The organism is Sphingobacterium sp. UBA1498 (genome assembly GCF_002325125.1).
Lineage (GTDB): Bacteria > Bacteroidota > Bacteroidia > Sphingobacteriales > Sphingobacteriaceae > Sphingobacterium.
Window position 1 is genome coordinate 229,295 of sequence record NZ_DCRG01000026.1, and the last position, 22,861, is coordinate 252,155.

20 protein-coding genes are annotated in these 22,861 nt (G+C 39.3%); 4 read left to right on the forward strand and 16 right to left on the reverse strand.

Going from position 1 to position 22,861, the window contains the following annotated elements; translation table 11 throughout:
• Positions 1–56 precede the first annotated feature (56 nt).
• Positions 57–2,156, reverse strand: coding sequence for a heavy metal translocating P-type ATPase (locus B3139_RS16100; protein ID WP_293884594.1), 2,100 nt, complete (start codon positions 2,154–2,156; stop codon positions 57–59).
• Positions 2,157–2,337: 181 nt separating this feature from the next.
• On the opposite strand from B3139_RS16100, the gene B3139_RS16105 reads away from it, so the two are divergent.
• On the forward strand, positions 2,338–3,186 hold the full coding sequence (locus tag B3139_RS16105) for a mechanosensitive ion channel family protein (RefSeq protein WP_293884595.1): 849 nt from the start codon (positions 2,338–2,340) through the stop codon (positions 3,184–3,186).
• Here B3139_RS16105 and coaA read toward each other — a convergent pair.
• The 6 genes from coaA to lysS all read right to left on the reverse strand — a co-directional run bounded on the left by coaA (position 3,183) and on the right by lysS (position 9,633).
• Positions 3,183–4,142, reverse strand: coding sequence for a type I pantothenate kinase (coaA, locus tag B3139_RS16110; RefSeq protein ID WP_209579224.1), 960 nt, complete (start codon positions 4,140–4,142; stop codon positions 3,183–3,185). The genes B3139_RS16105 and coaA overlap by 4 nt on opposite strands.
• Positions 4,143–4,273: 131 nt before the next feature.
• Positions 4,274–4,675, reverse strand: a complete 402-nt coding sequence (locus B3139_RS16115) for an OsmC family protein (RefSeq protein ID WP_293884596.1) — start codon at positions 4,673–4,675, stop codon at positions 4,274–4,276.
• Positions 4,676–4,686: 11 nt separating this feature from the next.
• A complete protein-coding gene (locus B3139_RS16120) occupies positions 4,687–5,067 on the reverse strand; it encodes a methylglyoxal synthase (protein WP_209579226.1) in 381 nt (126 codons plus the stop codon).
• A gap of 70 nt (positions 5,068–5,137) precedes the next feature.
• On the reverse strand, positions 5,138–6,370 hold the full coding sequence (locus tag B3139_RS16125; protein ID WP_293884597.1) for a nucleoside recognition domain-containing protein: 1,233 nt from the start codon (positions 6,368–6,370) through the stop codon (positions 5,138–5,140).
• A gap of 31 nt (positions 6,371–6,401) precedes the next feature.
• Positions 6,402–7,457 carry a patatin-like phospholipase family protein gene (locus B3139_RS16130; RefSeq protein ID WP_293884598.1) on the reverse strand — a complete coding sequence of 352 codons (1,056 nt, stop codon included), beginning with the start codon at positions 7,455–7,457 and terminating at the stop codon, positions 6,402–6,404.
• Positions 7,458–7,914: 457 nt separating this feature from the next.
• Entirely contained in the window at positions 7,915–9,633 is a 1,719-nt protein-coding gene (lysS, locus tag B3139_RS16135; RefSeq protein WP_293884599.1) for a lysine--tRNA ligase, read from the reverse strand.
• 321 nt (positions 9,634–9,954) lie between these two features.
• Here lysS and B3139_RS16140 point away from each other — a divergent pair, with 321 nt between their 5' ends.
• Positions 9,955–10,560, forward strand: a complete 606-nt coding sequence (locus B3139_RS16140) for an RNA polymerase sigma factor (protein WP_209579230.1) — start codon at positions 9,955–9,957, stop codon at positions 10,558–10,560.
• 14 nt (positions 10,561–10,574) lie between these two features.
• Positions 10,575–11,897, forward strand: coding sequence for a hypothetical protein (locus B3139_RS16145; protein ID WP_293884600.1), 1,323 nt, complete (start codon positions 10,575–10,577; stop codon positions 11,895–11,897).
• Positions 11,898–11,967: 70 nt separating this feature from the next.
• Here B3139_RS16145 and B3139_RS16150 read toward each other — a convergent pair whose 3' ends face one another.
• From B3139_RS16150 to B3139_RS16190, 9 genes are all read right to left on the reverse strand, one after another.
• Entirely contained in the window at positions 11,968–12,579 is a 612-nt protein-coding gene (locus B3139_RS16150; RefSeq protein ID WP_293884601.1) for an HAD family hydrolase, read from the reverse strand.
• Positions 12,580–12,712: 133 nt separating this feature from the next.
• Positions 12,713–15,883 carry an efflux RND transporter permease subunit gene (locus tag B3139_RS16155; protein WP_209579233.1) on the reverse strand — a complete coding sequence of 1,057 codons (3,171 nt, stop codon included), beginning with the start codon at positions 15,881–15,883 and terminating at the stop codon, positions 12,713–12,715.
• A gap of 37 nt (positions 15,884–15,920) precedes the next feature.
• A complete protein-coding gene (locus B3139_RS16160) occupies positions 15,921–17,078 on the reverse strand; it encodes an efflux RND transporter periplasmic adaptor subunit (RefSeq protein WP_293884602.1) in 1,158 nt (385 codons plus the stop codon).
• A 28-nt stretch (positions 17,079–17,106) separates the two neighbouring features.
• On the reverse strand, positions 17,107–18,432 hold the full coding sequence (locus B3139_RS16165; protein WP_209579235.1) for a TolC family protein: 1,326 nt from the start codon (positions 18,430–18,432) through the stop codon (positions 17,107–17,109).
• Between the two features lie 8 nt (positions 18,433–18,440).
• A complete protein-coding gene (locus B3139_RS16170) occupies positions 18,441–19,028 on the reverse strand; it encodes a TetR/AcrR family transcriptional regulator (RefSeq protein WP_209579236.1) in 588 nt (195 codons plus the stop codon).
• 284 nt (positions 19,029–19,312) lie between these two features.
• Complete coding sequence (locus tag B3139_RS16175) at positions 19,313–19,732, reverse strand: c-type cytochrome (protein WP_293884603.1); 420 nt, start codon at positions 19,730–19,732, stop codon at positions 19,313–19,315.
• A 1-nt stretch (position 19,733) separates the two neighbouring features.
• Entirely contained in the window at positions 19,734–20,381 is a 648-nt protein-coding gene (locus B3139_RS16180; protein WP_293884604.1) for an SCO family protein, read from the reverse strand.
• A 95-nt stretch (positions 20,382–20,476) separates the two neighbouring features.
• Positions 20,477–20,899, reverse strand: a complete 423-nt coding sequence (locus tag B3139_RS16185) for a transposase (protein ID WP_293884605.1) — start codon at positions 20,897–20,899, stop codon at positions 20,477–20,479.
• Positions 20,900–20,938: 39 nt separating this feature from the next.
• Positions 20,939–21,436 carry a DUF4442 domain-containing protein gene (locus tag B3139_RS16190; RefSeq protein WP_293884606.1) on the reverse strand — a complete coding sequence of 166 codons (498 nt, stop codon included), beginning with the start codon at positions 21,434–21,436 and terminating at the stop codon, positions 20,939–20,941.
• Positions 21,437–21,528: 92 nt separating this feature from the next.
• Here B3139_RS16190 and B3139_RS16195 point away from each other — a divergent pair, with 92 nt between their 5' ends.
• Complete coding sequence (locus B3139_RS16195) at positions 21,529–22,761, forward strand: MFS transporter (protein ID WP_293884607.1); 1,233 nt, start codon at positions 21,529–21,531, stop codon at positions 22,759–22,761.
• The last annotated feature ends 100 nt before the right edge of the window (positions 22,762–22,861 follow it).

The window sequence follows — 22,861 nt, forward strand, 5'->3', positions numbered from 1 at the left end:
ATATATAAAAAAGACAATCAACTATGGATTGTCATGGTACTGATGCGCTATCAATTTTATTTCAATTTTTTAAAGCGGAGCCGGATTGAATTACCGATCACAATTAAGTTCGAAAATGCCATGCTTAAGGCCGCCACCATAGGACCAAGAAAACCAAGGGCAGCGAGGGGAATGGCGACAATATTGTAAGCAAAAGCCCAAAAAAGATTTTGTTTGATTGCCAGTAAGGTGTGATGACCGATCTTGAGTAGCTTTTCAATGGACCGGAGATCACTATTCAGTAGGATAACTTTGGCAGACTGAATCGCAACATGAGTTGAATCCCCAAGCGAAATGCCCGCATCCGCCGCAGTAAGTGCGGGCGCATCATTGATACCGTCCCCAACCATTGCCGTTGGGCCTTTCTTTTTAAGCTTATACAAGATCTCTAATTTATCCTCCGGTGATTTATCCCAATATACGTCGGCAATACCAAGCTTCTGCGCTGTGCGCTCACATTTACTTTGACGATCGCCGCTCAACAGAATAGGGCGTATACCCTTATCTTTGAGATATTGGATCAGTTCTTTTGCGTAAGGTTTTAGTTGATCTTCAAGTACAATACCCGCTATAACCACTTCGTTAATGGTTAATGTAAGGTCATAACGGTTTGAATAATCCTTTGATCCAAGTTTGGCATTGCAAATGGAATAACTATTCCCATTGGTATCTGTGGCAAATATTCCCTTTCCTCGTATCTCATTGACTTCCTTAAAGATAATACGGAAGGATTTAATTTCCTTCAGCTGTTTTCGGATCGACTTCGCTATAGGATGGCTAGAATAACTTTCCAACTGTGCTATGATCGATTCGACCTGAGATTGTTCAATTCCGAATGTTTGAATTGCCTTGATATTAAAATCGCCAGTTGTTAGGGTGCCAGTTTTGTCAAATACCATTTGTTTGAGTTCGGACATTTCCTCAATAGTGCTTCCACCTCTGATTAGTATACCTTTTTTTGCAGCTCTACCCAAGCCGACCATAACAGCTGTAGGAGTTGCTAGTCCCATTGCACAGGGGCACGATACCACCAGGGTGGCTATTGCATTCATCAAAGATTGTTGCAGTGGTAATTGTGCGATAAAATACGTGATAAAAAAAGTGAAGAATGAGATACTGACAACGATCGGTACAAAATAGGCGGCTACCTTATCGCCGAATTTTTGAATAGGAGGTTTTTTACTTTGAGCATCTTTGATCAACTGGATGATTTGATAGAGCACACTTTTAGATCCCACTTTGGTTGCGACAATTCTGATATTACCCTCGGTCAGCAATGTACCGCCAATCACAGCATCATACTTCAGTTTTTCAACGGGCATACTTTCTCCTGTTAACATCGACTCGTCTACCCAGCCTTGTCCTTCCAAAATATCGCCGTCGACCGGGATCTGATTTCCTGTGTTCACTTTTAGAATATCGCCAGATTTAATTTCTTTGGCCAATATGGTTATTTCCTGATCCCCATCGATCTTAATTGCATCCACGTTCTGATATTTAATCAGATCTTTGATTGCGGACGTGGTTTTCGTTATAGCCCGTTTTTCCAATACGTTTCCTAAAAAAACCAAAGTAATGATCGTCGCGCAGGTTTCGTAAAATTGATAATCGTGACCAAGATTGTAGCATGTGCCAATCAGACTATAGATAAATGCCGCGGTAGATCCGACTAATATAAGCACATCCATATTCGGCATTTTATTCCAAATGGATCGTAACGCACTGATCCCGAAATGGGAAAAGCCAATAAAATATACAGGTATACACAAGCAGAGCTGGATATATGGATCATGGAGTAAAGGATACGCCGTAAACATATGGCCCCATAGTGGTACAGTAAAGATCAAACAGCAGAAGAACTTAAATTCAATTGAGTGCCAAAAGCTAGGCTTATCATCCTGATCATCGATTACTTTGTATCCTAAAGACTCAATCCCTTCGACCAGCATTGGTATTTGTTCCTGGGGGATATCGGAAAATTTGACTTCATCAGCGGCAAAATCAACATAGATGTCTTTAGCTCCGTTTTTTTCCAGGTATTTGTGAATTGAAATAGCACAATTTGCGCAGTGCATTCCGGTTACATGTAGTTCAGTATGCACGTTGGATTCCTTCATTTAATCGTAAGTAATGTCTTTACGCAAAGATAGGTATTTCCTGATAATGCTTTTTGCGTAAAGTAAAATTGTTTAGCTTAGCAGGCCGGTTTTATTCCCTTTTTACAAAGATAATCTTGTGTGGAAGGTGTTCAAACGTCAAATTTTGAAAGATTAAAACCGTTTTAAATTTAGGGTAAAAATGAGCAAGTCAATTTCAATTTCTTTTTTTATACGGACGATACTGCTAGTTGCATTGACGGCATCATTTGTTCAATTTGAAAGCTTCTATAAGCAACGGGAGATTATTCGAAATATCGCATACGGATTAAATACATTTTTAACCGCAAGTGTTTTGATCTCAATTGGGCATTTTATACTTGTAAAATTATACAACAGTAGAAATGAACAACAGATTGTCCGTGGTAATTTTGTACTTGGAATTACACGCGTCGCTACTGTTGGTAATGTGTTTTTCATTATCGTCAGCCTAATGATTGCCGTTGGTATAAATCCCAAAGATTTTATTACCAGCATGACAATCGTTGCTATGGCGATCGCTGTTATATTTAGAGAGTATATCACCAATATGATTTCTGGTTTGATCATCATGTTTTCCGATCAATTTTCGGTGGGAGACCGGATAAAAATTGGTGAGTACCAAGGAAAGATTGTCGATATCACATTGGCCAATCTGGTTGTACGAGATGAAGATGACGACGCAGTAATGATTCCAAATAATTTAGTTTTTACTGCAACGCTGGTCAATAAAACATCTCAAAAATCAAATAAAATTGTTGTTAAGTTTGAATTACCGATCGATATTGCTGTTGCTGTAGAAGAATTGGAAGGCTATTTAACGCCATTATTTCAGCAGAATCCGAATTTGGACCACTCCCAAGGTTTTATTATTAAGGTTGCCGATCTCACTAAAGATTACATCAAGTACAAAGTTGAAGTTAGTGCAATTTCTTCCAGCAACAAGATACATCAGCAGGTGCAGAGCAGAATTTTGAATGAAATTTTGCAATTTCAGCGCGGCAAAGGTTAAATTTTTCTGACTTTGATATTTTTAACGAAGTGATGGCCCCCTTTTTCCAGAATCAGATCTGCGCGATATCTTGTTGGCAGAATATTCTTAATTAAGTTAGGCTTATTGATTTCATTCCAGATACTTACGGCCATAGACTGGCTTTCTTCAGTGGTCATATTTGCATACTTGTGGAAAAATGACGCTGGATTTTGGAACGCAGTTTCACGAAGCGATTCAAATCGATTGGTGTACCATTCTATCAAGTTTTTTTCACTGGCGTGCACGTAAATCGAGTAATCGAAGAAATCGGAAACGAAGACGCTATGGCCTTTTCTCGGCCGCTGCGAATTGACTTGTAACACATTAATCCCTTCTACAATTAAGATATCGGGCTGTTCGATGATTTGTTGCTCTTCGTCTGGTAACACATCATAGATCAGGTGACTGTAGACAGGGACTGCTATCCTTGGAGAACCGGACTTCACGGCAGAAAGGAAATGGATCAATCTTTTGGCATCATAACTTTCCGGAAAACCTTTCCGGTTTAGAATCCCGAGTTCAATGAGTTGCTTATTTGGATAAAGAAAGCCGTCTGTGGTCACCAGGTCTACCTTTGGCTTTGAAGGAAGCAGACTGAGTACGCGCTGCAAAACCCTTGCTGTAGTACTTTTCCCCACGGCAACAGATCCGGCAATACCAATGATGTACGGAAGTTTGCTTTCTTCCTTGCCGAAGAAACGATTTGTTCGCTGATGAAGACTTTGGAAACGATCAATATGAATTTCAAGGAAATGACTCAAAGGGACATAGACTTCTTCTATCTCCTGATTTGTCAGGGGTTCATTCAGTGCATGGAGGGTTTCCAAGTCTTCGACACTGAAGTTGTGCAAGACTTTCCCGTTTAAATTTTTCCAGTCTTCACGTTTGATCGATCGAAAAGGCGAGTCTATTGCTATTTGTGGATCCAATTGCATCGTTTGCTTTATTTTTAATACAAATATCTTTATTTCAGCATAAGTAACCTTTCCTATTCGATTTTAACGATTTTAAAGGTCGTTTTTGCGCGGGCAAATATAAATACTGTTATTCGTTATCCCAAGAAACGCTATAAATGATTTGACGTTATTATAATAGGATTTGATAATATTTTATGGACGGGGCACTTCTCAGCAATTTTAAATAGCCGCTGCTTTTGGACTTCGTCTAAATCTCCTTTAAAACTAATATAGCATTGAATATAGGTCGTTTGTTGTTGCTCACTCATTTGTACTTCATGAGTTAGACGAACCAATACTTCTTCTAGCGGCCAGTCCTTCCTGTCAGCATACATTTTTACGGTAATAGCCTTGCAGCTCCCTAAGGAGGATAGTAGTAAGGGAATGGGATTGATGCCCTCATCTTCACCACCTAAATCTTTTGGTTCATCCACTGTTAGCTGATGCTTTCCATAGTGTACTGTAGTTGTATAGGGAATTTTCCCTATTGAAACGATTACTTCATTATCCATACAATTTGAAATTAAGCTTCAACATCTTCCAATAGGCCTTCAATAATCAGGCTTCCTGTTGCCGGATTTGTTGCCAATGGCACATTATAAAGATCACATACACGCATAAGCATCTGAATATCCGGCTCATGTGCGTGTTTTCCTAGTGGATCGCGAAAGAAAATGATTCCATCAACTTTTCCTTCAGCCGCTAATGCCGCAATCTGTGCATCGCCACCCATTGGGCCACTTAGTTTCAATTCTACAGGGAGGCCAGTTTGTCTGACATATGAACCCGTAGTTCCTGTGGCGATGATATCGGCGCGTTCTAATAAATCTTGGTGATCTTTGACAAATGCAACCATTTCTGGTTTCTTGCCGTCATGGGCTATCAATGCAATTGTTTTCTTCATCAGTATGTAATTATGTGTTGAGCGATTGGCTTATATATGGAAAAGAACCGTTCTGATCCTATTTTGCTAGCTATTTAAAAAATATATAGGATATAATGATTGCAGCGATCACTCCGGCTAATTCAGCTAGTAGAGCGCATGGAAGCGCATGTCTAGTGCGTTTAATTCCTACCGCTCCAAAATATACTGCAAGGACATAAAAAGTAGTCTCCGTTGATCCTTGAATAACACACGCAACCCGAGCCGCGAAATCCATTGGACCTTTTGCATTCATCAAATCAACCATCAGTCCACGTGCGCCAGAGCCACTCAAAGGTTTCATAAAAGCAACAGGTAAGGCGTCCACAAAGGACGTATCCAAACCGCATAAGGCAATGCCTTTAGCAATTCCCGCTACCATATAATCCATCGTCCCAGACGCTCTAAAGACGGCAATTCCAACAAGCATGGCAACCAAATAAGGTATTATTTTCACGGAAACCTCAAAGCCTTCTTTGGCTCCTTCAATAAAAGAGTCATAGACATTTACCTTACGGAAAAGAGCTAACCCTATAAAAGAAGTAAATAAGCTAAATAAGATAACATTTCCAAATACTTTGCTGAATATTTCGATCTCCGATTGTTGTAGTCCAGAAAAGTAATAAAGCAGGCCTCCGATAAACAGACACATCGCACCCAAATAGCCCAAAACTACGCGATTCAACAGATTGATTTTTTGATAAATAGCCACAAGTATCAATGCAACCAGAGTGGAGAAGAATGTAGCTATTAAAATCGGTAAGAATACATCTGAAGGATCTGGTGCTCCCGCTTCTTTTCGATACGCCATGATAGAAATCGGCAAGAGTGTCAAACTTGATGCATTGAGCACAATAAACATGATTTGGGCATTGGATGCAGTTTCTTTGTTTGGATTTAATTCCTGTAGTTCTTTCATCGCTTTAAGTCCCAAAGGCGTTGCAGCATTATCTAAACCAAGCGCATTGGCCGAGAAATTCATAAGAATAGAACCAAGCGCAGGGTGATTTTTTGGTATTTCAGGAAATAATTTATGAAAAAAAGGGCCTACGATTTTCGCGAAGATATTAATCATTCCACCTTTTTCACCAATTTTCATGATGCCAAGGGCAAAACTCATCATGCCGATCAGTCCCAAGGAAATTTCGGCACCTGTTTTCGCACTATCAAAGATTGAGTTTACAATTTGCTGGAAAATTTCAGTATCCCCAAAAAAGATGAGTTTTACAAGGGCTACGGCAAATGTGATTAAAAAAAATGCAACCCAAACGTAGTTTAATGCCATATCGATTTAAAATATGCGTAAAAGTAATCTTTTAGAATTTATTCATCAACCTGCTCCATGGATTTTTCTTCTCATTTTGATTCTTTTCTTTAATTAAATGAGCAACAATATAATCTAGCGTATCTTCATTTTCACTAATTATTTTATCCGATAAGGAGATCAATTTCTGTATATTATTAGTCGAGGCCGCATCCAGTGATGCATCGATGCTAGAAAGATTAGCAGGTTCTATGCGAAGATAATTTTGCTGCTTGCCGTTACTTCGAAATAATTGCCTTATAAAAAATTCAGTGCTTTCAGATGACGCACTTGTCATAATATCCACTAATGCTGGACCGATTTGAATGGCAAGATTTTTCTTAAAATGCTCATAGTTATAGGCGGTTTTTGAGACACCTGTTCCCAGAGATACCATAAACATATCATTTATCTGCGTGCTATTAAATGCCTTTAGGACTTCGAGTAAAGCGCATATGGAAGGATTTTGGGCAAAGACGCCACCGTCAATCAAGGGGTATCTGGTTTTTGAAAGGGAGTAGATCTCAGCGACAGGGAAAAATGTGGGTGCAGCAGAAGTCGCTCTACAGACATCCTTGAGGTAGAAATCTCTCGCTTCACCATGTGTAATTGCTTTCTGTTGTCTGAAAAAATGATTTTTTCGTAATTCGATATTATATGCTGTGATAATACAAGGCTTGATTAAATGGCTCAACCTCGCATTTTGAAAATATTTTTCCAGTACGTTTGATAAAGGAATGGGTGAATATAGTTCACTGACCAATCCAAAACCGCCTAAAAAATGCCGCCATTTGGAAGCATTGAAAATTTCAGTACCATGATTGACAAATAAATTTAACGCGTCTCGCGCAGAGAATTTTGGTTGGGCGGGATTTCCTTCTTCCGGATAGAGAAGAATACTGGTCAGAATTCCACCGCTACTTGTACCTGCTATGAAGTCAAAATACGAGGCGATACGTGCATTTGTATCCATCGTCTGCTTTTGTAATTTCTCTTCTAGAGCTACAAGTACCATTGCGGGAATGATGCCTCGTATACCACCACCGTCAAGCGCGAGAATATTCTTCATACTAAAAGCTGATTTAGTTTATGCTATGTAAATATAATAAATGTAGACAATTGGCCGAGCTATTTTTTCGGCAGTAATCAGGTCATAGCCACTGTTTTCAAAAGCTTTATCTCTATTTTTGGCCATATCCGCTCAAATCATCTTATTGATGTCTCAATACCAACTCTTACTTTAAGAGGGAGTCGACACTATTTTTGTAGGGGTATAGCAGGGGGATCACAGGGATTTACCCTGTTAACCCCCTGTTATACCCCTGTTAACCCCCTGTAATTACCCTGCTATTGGCAGAGCTGGTAGCGTGTTGGTAGCATTGTGTCATTAATAAAAACGGGTGCTATATCAATTAAAGATTTTGCGGTTCACGATCACAGGGGGTAATTCTTTATCCGTTTTTACAAAATAAAAAAAGCTGTCTCAAAATTCATTGAGACAGCTTTTTTGTTTAGATTGGATCAATTCAATTGAACCAAGCAAATACCTCGTCTTTTGTCGGCATATTGATATCTAGTTTAAGCTTTTTACGCATACCACCAAGGTCATTAAAGACCTTATTTGGATTTGCTTCTTTTAAAGCTTCAATCGTTGTAAAACCCATTTTTTGCAGTGCTGGTACCCATACCGCAGGAATTCCTTGCTGCTCATAATCTTGTGTTTCTGCTACTCGAGCAACTTTTTCTGGCCGCATTTGCGGAAAGAAAAGAACTTCTTGAATGGAGGCATTGTCGGTCAGGAACATAATCAAACGATCCATTCCAATACCAAGTCCAGAAGTAGGCGGCATGCCATATTCGAGTGAACGTAAGAAGTCTTGGTCAATAAACATGGCTTCGTCATCTCCCTTTTCGGAAAGCCGCAATTGATCTTCAAAACGTTCACGTTGATCAATCGGATCATTTAATTCCGAATAAGCATTGGCAATCTCTTTTCCGCATACCATAAGTTCAAAACGCTCTGTTAAATCGGGATTATCTCGATGTTTTTTGGTTAAAGGAGACATTTCTTTAGGATAATCCGTGATGAAAGTAGGTTGGATGTAGTTGCCTTCACACTTCGCACCAAAAATTTCGTCTATTAATTTACCTTTTCCCATTGTTTCATTCACATCAATACCCATTCCTTTGGCAGCGATACGAATTTCATCTTCAGATTTTCCAGTGATATCGAATCCAGTAAATTCTTTGATAGAATCTGTCATCGAGATACGTTTATATGGGGCTTTAAAGTCAATTTTATGTGAGCCGAACGTAACCTCAGTTGTTCCATTTACGGCTGACGCACAGTGTTCCAAAAGACGTTCGGTAAAATCCATCATCCAATTGTAGTCTTTATACGCTACATAAATCTCCATCGCTGTGAATTCGGGATTATGTGTACGGTCCATTCCTTCGTTGCGGAAGTTTTTAGAAAATTCATACACGCCGTCAAATCCTCCTACGATCAATCTTTTTAGATACAACTCGTTAGCAATGCGAAGATATAATGGAATGTCCAACGCATTGTGATGGGTAATAAATGGACGTGCTGCTGCTCCACCAGGAATAGACTGTAAAACTGGTGTTTCTACTTCCATGTAACCTGCATCGTTAAAGAACTGACGCATTGCATTGAAAAGTTTGGTACGTTTGATAAATATATCTTTATTACCTGGATTGACAATCAAATCAACATAGCGCATTCTATAGCGTTGTTCAGGATCTGTAAAGGCATCGAAAGTCTTTCCTTCAGCAGATTTGACAACTGGTAGCGGACGTAGCGATTTAGATAAAACAGTAAGTTGTTCTACGTGCACTGCAATCGCTTCAGTTTGCGTTGTGAAGACATAGCCTTTGATTCCGACGATATCACCAATATCCAACAGTTTTTTAAAAACTACGTTGTATAGATCCTTATTCTCGTCCGGGCAAATGTCATCCCGCTTAATATAAGCTTGAATACGGCCAGTAGAATCTTGAATTTCAAAAAATGAAGCACTTCCCATGACACGACGGCTCATAATCCGGCCAGCTAGGGTAATGTTCTTATAATTCAATTTATCTCTATCGTAATTTTCTAAAATATCAGCAGCATGTGCATTAACGACAAATTCATTCGCTGGAAATGGGTCAATTCCCATATCCAACAACGATTGCATCGCTTGTCTTCTAAGTTGTTCCTGTTCGGATAATACAGTACTCATTCGGTATGAATAATATTTAAAATGTGAAAATCAAGCAAAAATAGCCATTTTTTTCAATTCTTTTTATTGATTTTTTTATGAAATCGCTGTAGCGAAAATGCTTAGCGTATCGTTAAAGAGTAAAAAATAGTTAAATAGTGATATTACAAGGGGACAATTGGCTATTTAGTTTTAAGTTTTATGATTTTAATTCGGTTATTTCCTCAAAAAAAGATTTTGGTTACCGGAGGAAATTTGATGAATTGTTGCATAGATAATTTAATTCATTGCATATCAAAGGCAATTTGTCTAAGTTTGAAACTTGATAATTAAATAGTTTAAGTGGGTATAATTCGATCATATTTTTATAACAAGAAGTTATCGTCTTTAGATGATGCCTTAGCACGTTGCTTGCTAGATCGTGAGGACGGAAAGGCCTTCGTTTATAAGAAATATTATGGATATCTCATGGCAATTATTATCCGTTATGTAAAACAGGATGTGGATGCTGAAGAGCTTGTGAATGAAAGTTTTGTTAGGGTGTTTCGAAAATTAGCGTCTTTTAATCGGAATATTGACGATGAGAATCTGGAAAAATCTTTTCGAGCGTGGATAGGTCGAATAGCGGCGAATATTTCCATTGATTTTTTACGGAGTAAGAAGCAACTTTATTCGGTTGAAGATCTCGGAGAAGGTGATATGCACACTCCATCGGTTCAGCTGGACAGTCGTTTGGAGGTCAATGAGATTATGCGGCTTTTGGATCAGCTTCCTGAAATCCAAAAAACTATTTTTAATCTCTATGAAATTGAGGGTTATTCGCACGATGAAATTGCCCAGATGCTCAATATACCTGATAGTACGTCACGTACTTATTTGACGCGAGCGAAGCAAAAACTTAGGAAATTATACTTGGATTATACAGGCGTAGTTCAAGAAATAAGATAAATATTGTTGTTACGATGAAAAACAATAAGAAAAAGGAATTGATAGAAGAGATCATTGGACAATTAAAAGACCATGAACTTCCTTATAAAGAAGGTTCCTGGGAAAAATTTGCCTCGACGTATGACGCAGTACCACGTAGTCCCTCGAATTGGAGGTATTGGAGCGCAGCAGCTGCCTTACTCGTATTTGCTGGTGTTGGCTACTGGGGCTTAAATATCGATACGCCTAAGGATGCACCGTCTGTGGTCACAATCAAGAAGCAGACAAGTGATGATGTGATCGGAAATAATAAGGATTTGAAAGAGTCCATTCAACGCTCGCTATCGGATATTATCCATGATGAAGATTTAGTTAGCGAGAAATCATTCCAAACGAGACCGTTTACCTACGCAGGAGTGACAAACCATTCAGTTCAACATAGCGACAATAACCGTGTGGTATTAAATGCTGGACGGGTAATGCGAGCGACTGATTTAACTTTTTCGAAGGAGGTTGCCAGCCTACAATCGATCCCATTGAAGAATAATAAGTTCTCAGCGAATATTCATTGGGGCGAAGATGAAGTGGAAGGTGCTGCAGCTCAATCTAATTCGGTTGCAGTTTCTTCTGGTAATTTGACACAGCGTGATGCGGCAAAGCTTTCACAGCTCTACGCTATGCAACAAGGGAATACGAGAACCAGCATTATGCAGAATGAAACCAGTCGGGAGAAAAAGTGGGAGATGGGGGCTTTTGTTTCTCCAGCTTCAACTTCGGAGAGTATAACACTTGGCGGTGGCGTTGCACTGGCTTACAATATTTCGAGCAAAATAAGTCTCCGATCCGGAGCCTCTATTCAACATTATGGTGCTGTTTCTGGGAATACACCTATTACTCCAGCTATGGCTTCAAACTCATTTAGTTTAGATGCTCCAAATTATATTTCACAATCAACTATCAGTAATTCATTTATTACGCGGACCGCGGATGCAAAAGATGCGAAGAGCAATGAGCGAGTTTCTGGTAAAATCTTAACAGTGGACATTCCTGTGGATGTGAGGTATGCAATTACGAAGAACTTTTACACGTCTGTGGGCGTATCTTATGTAGGTGTATTGGATCAGGAACGCGCAATGATTTATGAGACTAATAATACGGAATATAAACAAAAATCTACAGATAAAAATGTGGATGACAAAGGTGTAAATGGCTTTGTTAATTTTTCAGTTGGCAGGAAACAGAAAATTGGTAAACTATCGATTTCTGTAGAGCCTTATTATAAAGCCCCGATTGGAGGACTAAAATCCTCCGATTTGAACTACAGTAATGGGGGAGTGAAAATAATTACGAGTTTTTAACCCCACCTGGTAATCAAAGCCGCAATAAGTGTTTAATTTATTGCGGCTTTTTTTATCGCATTTAATTGTATTAAATTTCATCTACGCGAACCCAACCCATTCCTGCGGCTTTAGCACCCTCAACACCCGGAATACCATCTTCGTAGACCAAGCATTTTTTTGGATCAATATTTAATTGTGAGGCTGCCAAAAGAAAAGGCTGCGGAGAGGGTTTCCCTTCGGGAGTATCGCCAGCACACACTAATGTTTCCAAATCATCCCATACACCAATGGTATTCAATGTCATCGATAAAGTCGATCTCGTTCCTCCAGATACAGCTGCAATATGTTTTTTGCCTTTTTGATATTTTAGATGTTCAACAACATAATCTACTGGTTGGGTTTTAAATACATACTCATCGCGAAATATAGTAGATTTAAGCGTGGAAAATTCTTGATAATCGAAATCCACTTCATAGCGTTTGCTGATTTCTTCTGCAACAGCCACAGTTGGCCATCCAGCAGTTTCGTCGATCAAATTAACATCCAATTCAATTCCATAGTGTTCTGCCGCAGCTTTGTATGCTTGTTTATGCGCGTGCATATTATCTGCCAAAGTACCATCGACATCAAACAATAGCGCATCGTAGGACTCGGCGAGAAGGTTTAGTAATTCAAATTTACGTTGTGATTCAGGTGACATATATTTTTAATAGTGAATGGTAAAAATAAAGAAATATAATTGGACAAGCAAAAAAGAAGCCTTTCCTGAATTTTAGGAAAGGCTTCTTTGCGTTTAGCTCGGCATTGATTTTAACGCCGGGGGCAATATATAACTAGTGCGCACTTAAATTTTTAGCTTTTTCCGCATCGAAATTAGCCTCCAATTCCGCTAGTTTTTTCTTACCATAGGCCATACGTGTAATCACAACGAACAGGACCGGAACGATAAATATCGCAAGGAGCGTAGCGGCAGTCATACCGCCAAATACGGTCCAACCAATTGTTTGCCGAGATATAGCACCAGCACCATGCGATAGCATCAAGGGTATAATCCCCAAAATAAATGCAAAAGATGTCATGATAATTGGACGCAAACGCAATTTTACTGCATCTAATGTTGCCTCATATAGGTTCATTCCAATATCCACCCTTTCCTTGGCAAACTCTACAATCAGGATCGCATTTTTGGCTGCTAGACCAATAATTGTTACCAAACCGATTTGTGCATAGATATTATTATCCAAGGTTGGAATCAGCGTCAATGTTAGGATTGCTCCAAATACTCCCAAAGGCACAGATAATAAAATAGAGAATGGTACAGACCAGCTTTCGTACAATGCCGCTAAAAGTAGGAACACAAATAGAATACACAGTGCAAAAATTTGAATGGTCTTGGATCCCGATTGCATTTCTTGTAGCGATAGACCGGAGAACTGATAGTCAAAACCTTCTGGCAAAGTTTGTGCAGCTACTTCCTGTAAAGCTTTCAGAGCATCCCCTGACGAATAACCCGGGGCGGAACTACCGTTGACCTCAATACTTCTAAAGATATTGTAGTGATTGATGATTGAAGGCATTGTCGTCAATTCATAGGTAACCAGGGTACCCATAGGTACAGGGTTTCCAGAGATATTGTTGACATACAACTTGTTGATATCTTCAATATTCATGCGGTATGGTATATCGGCTTGGGTAACAACGCGATAACTACGGCCATACTTTGTGAAGTCATTGACATAGCTACTACCTAAATAGGATGATATTGTTGAATAGATACTTGAGATCGGCACACCCATACGTTTTGCCTGTTCACGGTTTACCTCCAATTTGTAGTTTGGCGAATTGGTGTTAAACAATGTGTAAGCCATTCCAATTTCCGGGCGTTGGTTGGCGGCCATTAAGAATTTACCGACTGTTGCTTCAAAGTCTTTGATGTTGACAGTTTGTAAATCCTGTACCTGCATAGAGAAACCTCCAGATGTACCTAAACCTGGAATTGCCGGTGGCGTTACCGCCAATACTCTGGCCTTCGTATAGCCTGCATACTTGCCCATAATCATGCCTGCAATATCGTTTGCAGTGCGTGTACGCGTTTCCCAAGGTTTAAGCGAAACGAATACTGTCGCTCCATTGGATTTAAACGCACGGTTCAAGATATTGATACCGGAGATTGCAGTAACATATTTGATTTCGGGGAAAGTCTTATGCAGATCAGCTTCAATTTCTTTTAGCACTTCATTTGTACGCGCAGAGGACGAACCTTCTGGCAACGTAATACCTGCAAAAAATGCACCACCATCCTCAGAAGGAATAAATCCAGTGGGTTTGGTTGTAAACATCCAGCCTGTTCCAATAAAAATACACAAGAGAATAATTAACACCAGGGGTGCTTTTTTGATTGCCTGTTTTACACCATTTGAGTATTTAATGGTTACTTTTTCAAACCATACATTAAATTTGTAGAAAAATTTGTTCAATCCTCTTGCGCCCTCATGTACTGCTGTGGGCTTTAATAAAATTGAACATAATGCTGGGGTCAAAGAAAGCGCTATAAATGCAGATAACATGACGGATACGGCAATCGTGATGGCAAATTGTTGGTACAACTTACCGACCATGCCTGGTATAAAACCTACTGGGACAAATACGGCTGCCAAAATCAATGCAATTGCAATAACCGGAGCGGTAATATCACCCATAGCGCGCCGTGTCGCTTCTTTTGCATCCAGCTTATAGTGGTCGATGTAATGCTGTACTGCTTCCACAACAACAATGGCATCATCCACCACAATACCGATGGCTAATACAAAAGCAAGCATTGTCAGGTTGTTGATTGAAAAACCAAACATGAGGAAGAAGATGAAGGTACCAATGATGGACACTGGAATCGCCAGTACAGGAATTAATGTTGCCCTCCAACTTTGAAGAAAGAAAAACACCACAACCGTAACTAGGATTAACGCTTCAACTAGCGTGTGTATAACTGAAGAAATTGAGGCATTTACAACAGATACAGTTTCATAACTGATCGTATAATCGACATCGGTTGGAAAAGATTTCTTCAATTTTTCCAAAGCATTAACAATACCTTCAGCCGACTCTACTGCATTACCACCAGGCGTCTGGTTGATCATCATGGCAGAGGAGGTCATACCGTTTACGGTAGATGATGTACCATAATTGAACTGACCCAATTCTACACGCGCAACATCTTTTAAAAGTACAATAGATCCATCCTTATTGGTTTTCACAATGATGTTTTCAAAATCCTCTGGATTGGAAAGGTCACTATCGGTAATAATCGGATACTCAAATACTGTTGAGGACTCTTGCGGACGTCCGCCAACACTACCGCCAGGTATACGGGAATTTTGTTCCGCAATTGCAGTCGATATATCGGCAGGAGTCATACTCAAGTTGGCTAATTTGTTCGCGTCGAGCCATACCCGCATGGAGAATGGCTGGCCAAAGGCGGTTACGTCACCGACACCTTTTACACGTAAGAGTGCGTCTTTTACGTATAAGTTGTTGTAATTAGCTAAGAAATTTTCGCTTCTCGTTCCTTTTGGAGAAGTTAGCGCAACCAACATGAGGATATCGTTATTGGCTTTACGCGTCGTAATCCCAAGACGTCTAACAGCTTCAGGAAGGGCTGGCTCAGCAATTCCCACACGGTTTTGTACATCTAGGGTAGCAATATCAATATCCGTACCTACTTCAAATGTCACCGTAATTGTTGCTTGGCCATTGGATGTGCTATTAGACGACATATAAATCATGCCAGGTGTACCATTGATCTGACTCTCAATAAGAGTTGTCACGGTTTGTTCAACCGTCTGTGCATCCGCTCCAGTGTAATTTGCTGTAACAGTTACAGTTGGAGGTGCAATAGAAGGATACTGGCTAATTGGCAACGTAGATACTGCAATAATCCCGATGATTGAAATCAAAATCGAAATAACGATTGCGGTAACTGGCCTCTTAATAAATACTTCTGAAATCATTCTATATTTTTTAGATTCTCTTTAAAAATTAGTGGTGTTATTTTCCCTGAGGAGCTCCTTTCGCAGCCTGTTGAGCTGCCACGGCAGCATCCACTACTTTAACTCCATTTTGGACATTCATAGTGCCATCGACGATAATTTTCTCGCCGTCTTTGACACCTTCTTTGATCACGATTTTGTCGCCAGCTTTGATACCCAGTTTTACTTGATGTATCTCCGCTTTACTGCTGTCGTTGACGGTATATATATTGAAAACACCTAACTGCTCAAACACAGCTTTGTAGGGGACAACAATTTCTTCTTTGGAAGAGGTTGTTGATACATTCATGGTGATATTCATTCCTGCACGCAGTTCGTTGGCATTGTTCGGAAATGTCGCACGTACTTTGATTGTTCCAGTTGCAGGATCGACTGCACGGTCAATCGTTGTGATCGTTCCTTTGCCCTCATAAGTGCTTCCATTTGGTAGCAGAAGAGAAAGATCTGAAGAGGAACGGCTACTTTGTAATTGGGTAAATTTGTTAATATCCTTTTCGTTTACCTGAAATTCTATAGCAATTGGGCTGGTAGAAGATAAGGTGTTCAATAGGGTAGTACCAGGACTCACTAAAGCCCCCAACCGTACCTGTGATATTCCTACAGTTCCACTAAAGGGAGCCCGAATAGTCGATCGCGATAAATTGGTATTTGCTGTTACTAGAGCTGCGCGAGCAGACTCCACCTGTGCTTGAGCAGCAGCAACGCTTGATTGAGCATTATCAAAAGTCTGTTTTGCTATCGCATCCTTATCTGCCAATGTTTGATATCTCCCTAGATCTCTTTTTTGACGGTCCAACTCTGTCTGTGCTACTTGGAGGCTAGCTTTGGCCTGCTGAACCGCAGCATTATAGCGTGTGCCATCAATTTCATAAAGGGCCTGTCCTTTAGTGACTGCTGCGCCGTCTGAAACATATATTTTGGTGATATAACCGCTTACTTCTGCAAATAGATCTGCTTCATTCAGCGGTTTAACTGTCGCAGGATAGCTTATTGTACCTGTTACAATCTCATGCGATGCTACACCGAAAGTAACTGGAACGACTTTCTCGGCTTGCGCCTGTGGCGGTCCTTGCTTTTTAGCATCTTTATTTCCACAAGAGGTCCATACTAAAGCTGTCCCTAGAAAGAAAGCGAATAATAATTGTCTTTTATTCATGATTTGTATTAGTTTCCTTTTTAATTGATTAATTTGTTTGAATTGATCCGATAGCTTTTTGTACATCAAGCTTACTCGCCAACAAGGCATAGAGCGCATTCAAATAATTCAGTTGTGTTGTTTTTAAATCGGTCTCAGCAGTCATCAAATCCAGATATGTTTTGATCCCCTCGTCATATTGTAGTTTGATTGTCTCATAAACTTCTTTGGAGAGTGTAACGTTTTCCTGGGCCGTTTTCCAGTCGCTTAGATTGGCATTATAAGTGGCACGTGCCATGGAATATTGCGTATTGACCGAAGTTTCTAAGTTCTTAATATCCCAATCGATGCGCTCTTCCTGAAGTCTGGATTTATTGATTTGATTTTTACGCTTAAACCCTTGAAAAATAGGGAGTGATAGATTTAAACCTGCGATTGAACTTGGAATATTATCATTGTATAATTTTCCAAAACTATTGTTTCTGTAGTTAAATGCGTAATTATAGAATGCACTGATGTTTGGCAGATAGGTCCACTTGTAATACTGCGTGTTTAACTCTTGAATCTTTTTGGAAGTCTGTAATTGTTGAAATTCAATGCGATTGGTCACATTCAATCCGGAGGTTGTATCCAATAAGATTTGACTTTCCATATCAGCGTTATTGAAAGATAAGGTCAAGTTTTGACTTTTATCTAATGCCAAAAGCTGTTTTAGATAGTCATATTTATATTTGCGCATCTCTACGGTACGCTTTTCGTCAGCTCTGGCATTTGCCAAGGCGATCTGTGCACGCTTGTAATCGGTCTTATCCACCACACCAACTTCATAACGTACATGTGAATCATTGTATTGCTTTTGAAGACGGGCGATGTTTTCCTGAACAATTTTGATTTGTTCCTCGGAAGTCAAGATGTCGTAATAAGCTTTGCTGACATCGACAACGGCGTCGATTTTCTGACTTTCGGTATTTTGTCTGTTACTTAACCGAAGCAGGTCAGCCCCTTTTTTGGCTTGCATTAACGCCGGGTTTAGAATTTGTTGGTCAGCCTGCAACGTTAATGCACTACTATTTTTAGTTCCCATAGGGATATTAGCACCATTGAAGAACATCGTTGGCAATTTGACGTTGTGATTGAAATTGCCGGTTAAACCCAGCTGTGGATACCAGCCAGAAAGTGAAATATCAATATCTCTTTCCCCGATGGATTCATCAAGCTCGGCTTGCTTAATCGAAATTTTATTCCGTAAAGCATAATCTATCAGCTGCTGAAGTGTCGCATTTGGCGGCAAGCTTTCAGATTGCTGTTGTGCAAATCCTGTATTACTCAGAAGCGAAAGGGTCGCTAAAGAATAAACGATTTTATTAAACTTCATATATGTAATTAATTATTATTTTCTTTATTAATAGCTCCGTCCCAAATAATCCCAACCAGTACCTCTACATTTTGTTCGGAAAAACTGACATCTTTAAATTTGATACTATGAACTGTCGATAATGCCACTCCGATATAGCTGGCCACTAACAGATGGACATCTACTTGCTTTAAAATTTTCCGATCGATACCCTCTTGCAGAAAATCGACAACTTTATTTTGCCCGCCCAAAGGCTCTTGTATCTCCGCTTTATTTTTTTCGTAGTAAGGGGACGAGAAAAATTGCTCAAAAAAACTGAAGATATGTCCATTTTCAAGATAGAACTTGACAAAGTTGCGCCAAATATGAAAAAATGAATCTTTATACTCGAAATCATCTTTTATACCATCAAAAATATAATCATTTAATAATGTTCTACAGTGTTTGAACAGCGCAAAAATCAGATCATCTTTTGAAGGGAAATAATGGTAGATAGTTCCTATAGCTACATCAGAGTCTTGTGCGATTTTGCTCATCGGCGTTCCATGGAAGCCGTTGGTCTGTATCAGCTTTAGCGTGCTCGCAAGTACAGCCGCAATTTTTTCATTATAATTCATCAATCGAACGTTCATTCGGTTGCAAAATTAGCGATTAATTTGATTCCAAAATGTCAGAATATTGTTATAAATCAATAAATCAAAAATCTTGAAATATTGGATCAATAATACAATAAGAGAAAACAAATAAAATTGTTTTTTATTTTTTTAGGGTAGCTTGATGGGCTGTGTCCAACAACAGCAAATTAATGGTTAATATAAGCCTAGTGTTATAGGCACTAGCTGGATTGGGGATGCCGTAGAAAAGAGAAGAAGCGGCGTGTTTCATCTAACAGCCGCTTCTTCTAATTGCATTTTTTTAAGTTCTTTTCGACCTTTTCTAGGGAATAAATCTGTTTCCCTTTGTTGATTTTAGTATTAATGTAGGTCAACACATAAGCAATATCTATTGAAGAAAGATTTGAGGCGGGCATCGTATTGTTAAACTTCTTACCTGCAACTTCGAGTTCCCCTGATATTCCGTACTTGATGATACAGGCCAGTTGATCGCTATTTTTTTGAAGAAATGTAGTGTCAGTTAATGGAGGATAGAGATTGCCCAATCCTTCACCCTTATCCCCGTGACAATTTTGGCAATGTGTCCGATATACTTTTTGACCATTGACCGCATATTGTGCAGTTTTGATATCAACTTCATGCTGACAGCCTATCAATATTGATAAGATAACGCCAATTGTTCCTACGGTTGTTAAGAAGATACGCATGTCACTTTTTACCCTCGCTCAATAGTAGCGGTAAGTCATTCATTAGTTTTTTCACTTGCTCATCGTTGGTGCCGTCATAGGCTCCTCGAATTTTTTTGTCTTTATCTATTAAAACCAGATATCCCTGATGATCATAACCTCCAGGTGCGTTCTTATCTTCGGCCGTATAGACTAGGTATTGATTGGCTAGACCATATATCTCGGCTTTAGTTCCTGAAACAAATTGCCAGTGATTATTGGTTACGCCCAATTTCGTTGCGTAATCTTTCAACACATAAGGTTGATCGTATTTAAAGTCAATACTGTGCGATAAAAAGCGAACTTCCTCATTATCCTTATATTGTTGATATATTTTTAACAGGTTGCGATTCATCGTCGGACAGATACTTGGACAATGGGTAAAGAAAAAATTGGCAATATATACCTTTCCTTCAAAATCCTTATCCGAGATCATTACACTGTCCTGATTAAGCAGATTAAAGGTCGGAATAGTATGATAAAGTGTATCTACAATTTTTTTTCCGTCAACTGTTTTTTCTATAGCTTCCCTTTCGCCATAGATGGGTAAGGTGGTCTGGTTATTGTTTTTGCAGGAAAATAAACAGAGTAAAAGGCAAGCTGCGGAGTAAAATTTAGTTATGGATCTCATGAGTCTACTATTTTTTTAAGCCTGACCCTTTTTTTGCTCAGACGTTAATGTGAACGTTTTAAAATGTCGGGCTTAGTCAAATGGAATGAATTCGTTTAAAAACTCTTTAATTTTTCGCGGCTTTCTTTCGAAACATTATCAAATATCTTTTTCATGTCACTTACCTTTTGAAGTTCAGTTTCAAAATATTTAACATCCGTGGAATCAGGATTATATCCTTTCATCCAGTCCATCATATGTTCTGTAGCACTCTCTAAATTAGCTTTCAATATACTAAGCTCTTTTCTCGTTGAACTAGTATCTAAATCAGCCTTAGCTGTTTTCATATTTTTTAAATTGTCCAAAATGGAATCTATCTTGACAGCATCGCGGTCGAAATGAGCAATTTGAGGCATGATCTCATCATGTATTTTAATTGTTGAATCCTGTAAGGCTTTTACGGTCGTTGCACCATTCCCCGGAGTTCCACATGCTGCTATTGCTAAGGATGCGATAGCTACAAACGCGATTTTATTCATGTTATTATCTTTTGGTAATTTGACAAATATATTAATTTCTTACGGCTCAACATTTCGATTTCTCGACGGGAATGTAAAATTCAAGTCACGAATATAGGTTTCGCAACATACAATAGCGCACAGGTCGCCCGATTTGTCTTTAATTTCCAATGAAAAGTCTTTTACTACCCGCCCTTTTGTTCGGATGATATGTGCACATTCTTCGAGAATTTCATCGGAAAGCTCAACACTATACTCTACACTAGTTTTACCTGGTTTTTTAAAAACAATTTGTGATGATTTTAACCAAGCTACAGTTTTCTTAAAGCCGATTTTTTGTAGATATTGATCAATTAGGATAGGGAAGATCGGGTCGGCTGCAGAAAATATCGTCCCTCCAAATAATGTTTTATTGGTATTGATATTAAATGGTGTCTTATATATTTTTACTTTGGCACCCTGAAAGCCAGGGCTAATTTTTTTAACCCAGATTCCCTGAAATAGAAAAGGGGGGTAAATGCGTAATAGCCATGTTAAGGCAAGTGGACTATATCTCATGATACAAAAATAGAACAATGTGTCGGATTATTGTGCGAAATCTTGGTTTTATAGCTTCACTATGGTATTTTTACAACTTAAAGAAACCTAAAATGTCCGAAATAAAAGGAAAACAAGCCGACAGAAAAGTATGGTTACTCATTATGATCGCTTCATTGGGCTACTTCGTCGATATTTATGATTTAGTAATTTTCTCCATTGTCCGTATTCAGTCCTTTACTGATATTGGTGTTCCAGCAGCAGATATGCGTGTTCAAGGTGAATTTGTATTAAACATGCAAATGGGAGGGTTGTTATTGGGGGGAATTATCTGGGGGATTGTCGGCGATAAATTTGGGCGTTTAAAAGTACTATTCGGATCGATTCTTTTGTATTCCTTAGCAAATATTGCAAATGGCTTCGTACAGGATGTACTGATCTATGGTATTATTCGTTTTATAGCGGGTATTGGTTTGGCTGGGGAATTAGGTGCCGGAATTACGCTGGTTTCCGAAAGCATGCATAAATCAAAACGTGGTTATGGCACTATGTTGGTTGCTGCTGTGGGTGTTATAGGAGCGGTATTAGCCTATTTTGTTTCGGAAGAGTTCGATTGGCGGACAGCTTACTTTGTCGGTGGGGGAATGGGCCTGCTGTTATTACTTTTGCGTATTGGATCTTTTGAGTCGGGCTTGTTTAAAGAGCAAAATGAATCGGATACCACAAAAGGAGATATCCGGATGCTTTTTACCGACAGAAGCCGTTTAAAAAGATATATCAATTGCCTATGCATCGGTCTTCCTATTTGGTTTGTTGTAGGTGTTTTGGTTACACAAGCTCCTGAAATAGGGGCTGCTTTAGGGGCTATCGATACACTAAGTGCCGGCCAGGGGGTGATGTTTACCTATATTGGTATTTCTATCGGTGACGTACTGGCCGGAGTATTTGCACAAGTTTTAAAATCCCGTAAAAAAGTGGTCTTTATTTGTCAGTTAGTTATCATCGGAAGTTCACTTGTGTATTTGCTGAGTGACGGTATCACGGCTACGAAGTTCTTAACTCTTGCCTTTATCATGGGATTAGGAGTGGGGTATTGGGCTACGTTTGTAACGATCTCAGCGGAACAATTTGGCACAAATCTACGGGCTACTGTTGCAACAACGGCACCAAATTTTGTCCGAGGTGCACTCATTCCCTCTACTGTGCTCTATGGATATTTGGTAAACGCATTTGGAATTGCACCAGCAGCGATTACAATGGTTTTACTTCTTTCGGGAATAGCAATTTATTCGCTAACCCAGTTAGAAGAAAGTTTTGATAAAGATTTAGATTATCAGGAGAAATAATGGCCCGATACACTATTTTTTACGGCCGGGACATTTCTTACAACGTTTACCTTCTTTGTATTTCTTGCAGCACTTTTTAAAGCAAGCACAGGAAAAATCA

Coding starts and splice junctions, on each gene's coding strand:
- B3139_RS16175 (WP_293884603.1), bottom strand. CDS start 19,732: ATGCGTATCTTCTTAACAACCGTAGGAACAATTGGCGTTATCTTATCA.
- B3139_RS16105 (WP_293884595.1), top strand. CDS start 2,338: ATGAGCAAGTCAATTTCAATTTCTTTTTTTATACGGACGATACTGCTA.
- lysS (WP_293884599.1), bottom strand. CDS start 9,633: ATGAGTACTGTATTATCCGAACAGGAACAACTTAGAAGACAAGCGATG.
- B3139_RS16160 (WP_293884602.1), bottom strand. CDS start 17,078: ATGAATAAAAGACAATTATTATTCGCTTTCTTTCTAGGGACAGCTTTA.
- coaA (WP_209579224.1), bottom strand. CDS start 4,142: ATGCAATTGGATCCACAAATAGCAATAGACTCGCCTTTTCGATCGATC.
- B3139_RS16190 (WP_293884606.1), bottom strand. CDS start 21,436: ATGAGATATAGTCCACTTGCCTTAACATGGCTATTACGCATTTACCCC.
- B3139_RS16150 (WP_293884601.1), bottom strand. CDS start 12,579: ATGTCACCTGAATCACAACGTAAATTTGAATTACTAAACCTTCTCGCC.
- B3139_RS16170 (WP_209579236.1), bottom strand. CDS start 19,028: ATGAATTATAATGAAAAAATTGCGGCTGTACTTGCGAGCACGCTAAAG.
- B3139_RS16165 (WP_209579235.1), bottom strand. CDS start 18,432: ATGAAGTTTAATAAAATCGTTTATTCTTTAGCGACCCTTTCGCTTCTG.
- B3139_RS16145 (WP_293884600.1), top strand. CDS start 10,575: ATGAAAAACAATAAGAAAAAGGAATTGATAGAAGAGATCATTGGACAA.
- B3139_RS16120 (WP_209579226.1), bottom strand. CDS start 5,067: ATGAAGAAAACAATTGCATTGATAGCCCATGACGGCAAGAAACCAGAA.
- B3139_RS16195 (WP_293884607.1), top strand. CDS start 21,529: ATGTCCGAAATAAAAGGAAAACAAGCCGACAGAAAAGTATGGTTACTC.
- B3139_RS16130 (WP_293884598.1), bottom strand. CDS start 7,457: ATGAAGAATATTCTCGCGCTTGACGGTGGTGGTATACGAGGCATCATT.
- B3139_RS16115 (WP_293884596.1), bottom strand. CDS start 4,675: ATGGATAATGAAGTAATCGTTTCAATAGGGAAAATTCCCTATACAACT.
- B3139_RS16185 (WP_293884605.1), bottom strand. CDS start 20,899: ATGAATAAAATCGCGTTTGTAGCTATCGCATCCTTAGCAATAGCAGCA.
- B3139_RS16155 (WP_209579233.1), bottom strand. CDS start 15,883: ATGATTTCAGAAGTATTTATTAAGAGGCCAGTTACCGCAATCGTTATT.
- B3139_RS16180 (WP_293884604.1), bottom strand. CDS start 20,381: ATGAGATCCATAACTAAATTTTACTCCGCAGCTTGCCTTTTACTCTGT.
- B3139_RS16100 (WP_293884594.1), bottom strand. CDS start 2,156: ATGAAGGAATCCAACGTGCATACTGAACTACATGTAACCGGAATGCAC.
- B3139_RS16125 (WP_293884597.1), bottom strand. CDS start 6,370: ATGGCATTAAACTACGTTTGGGTTGCATTTTTTTTAATCACATTTGCC.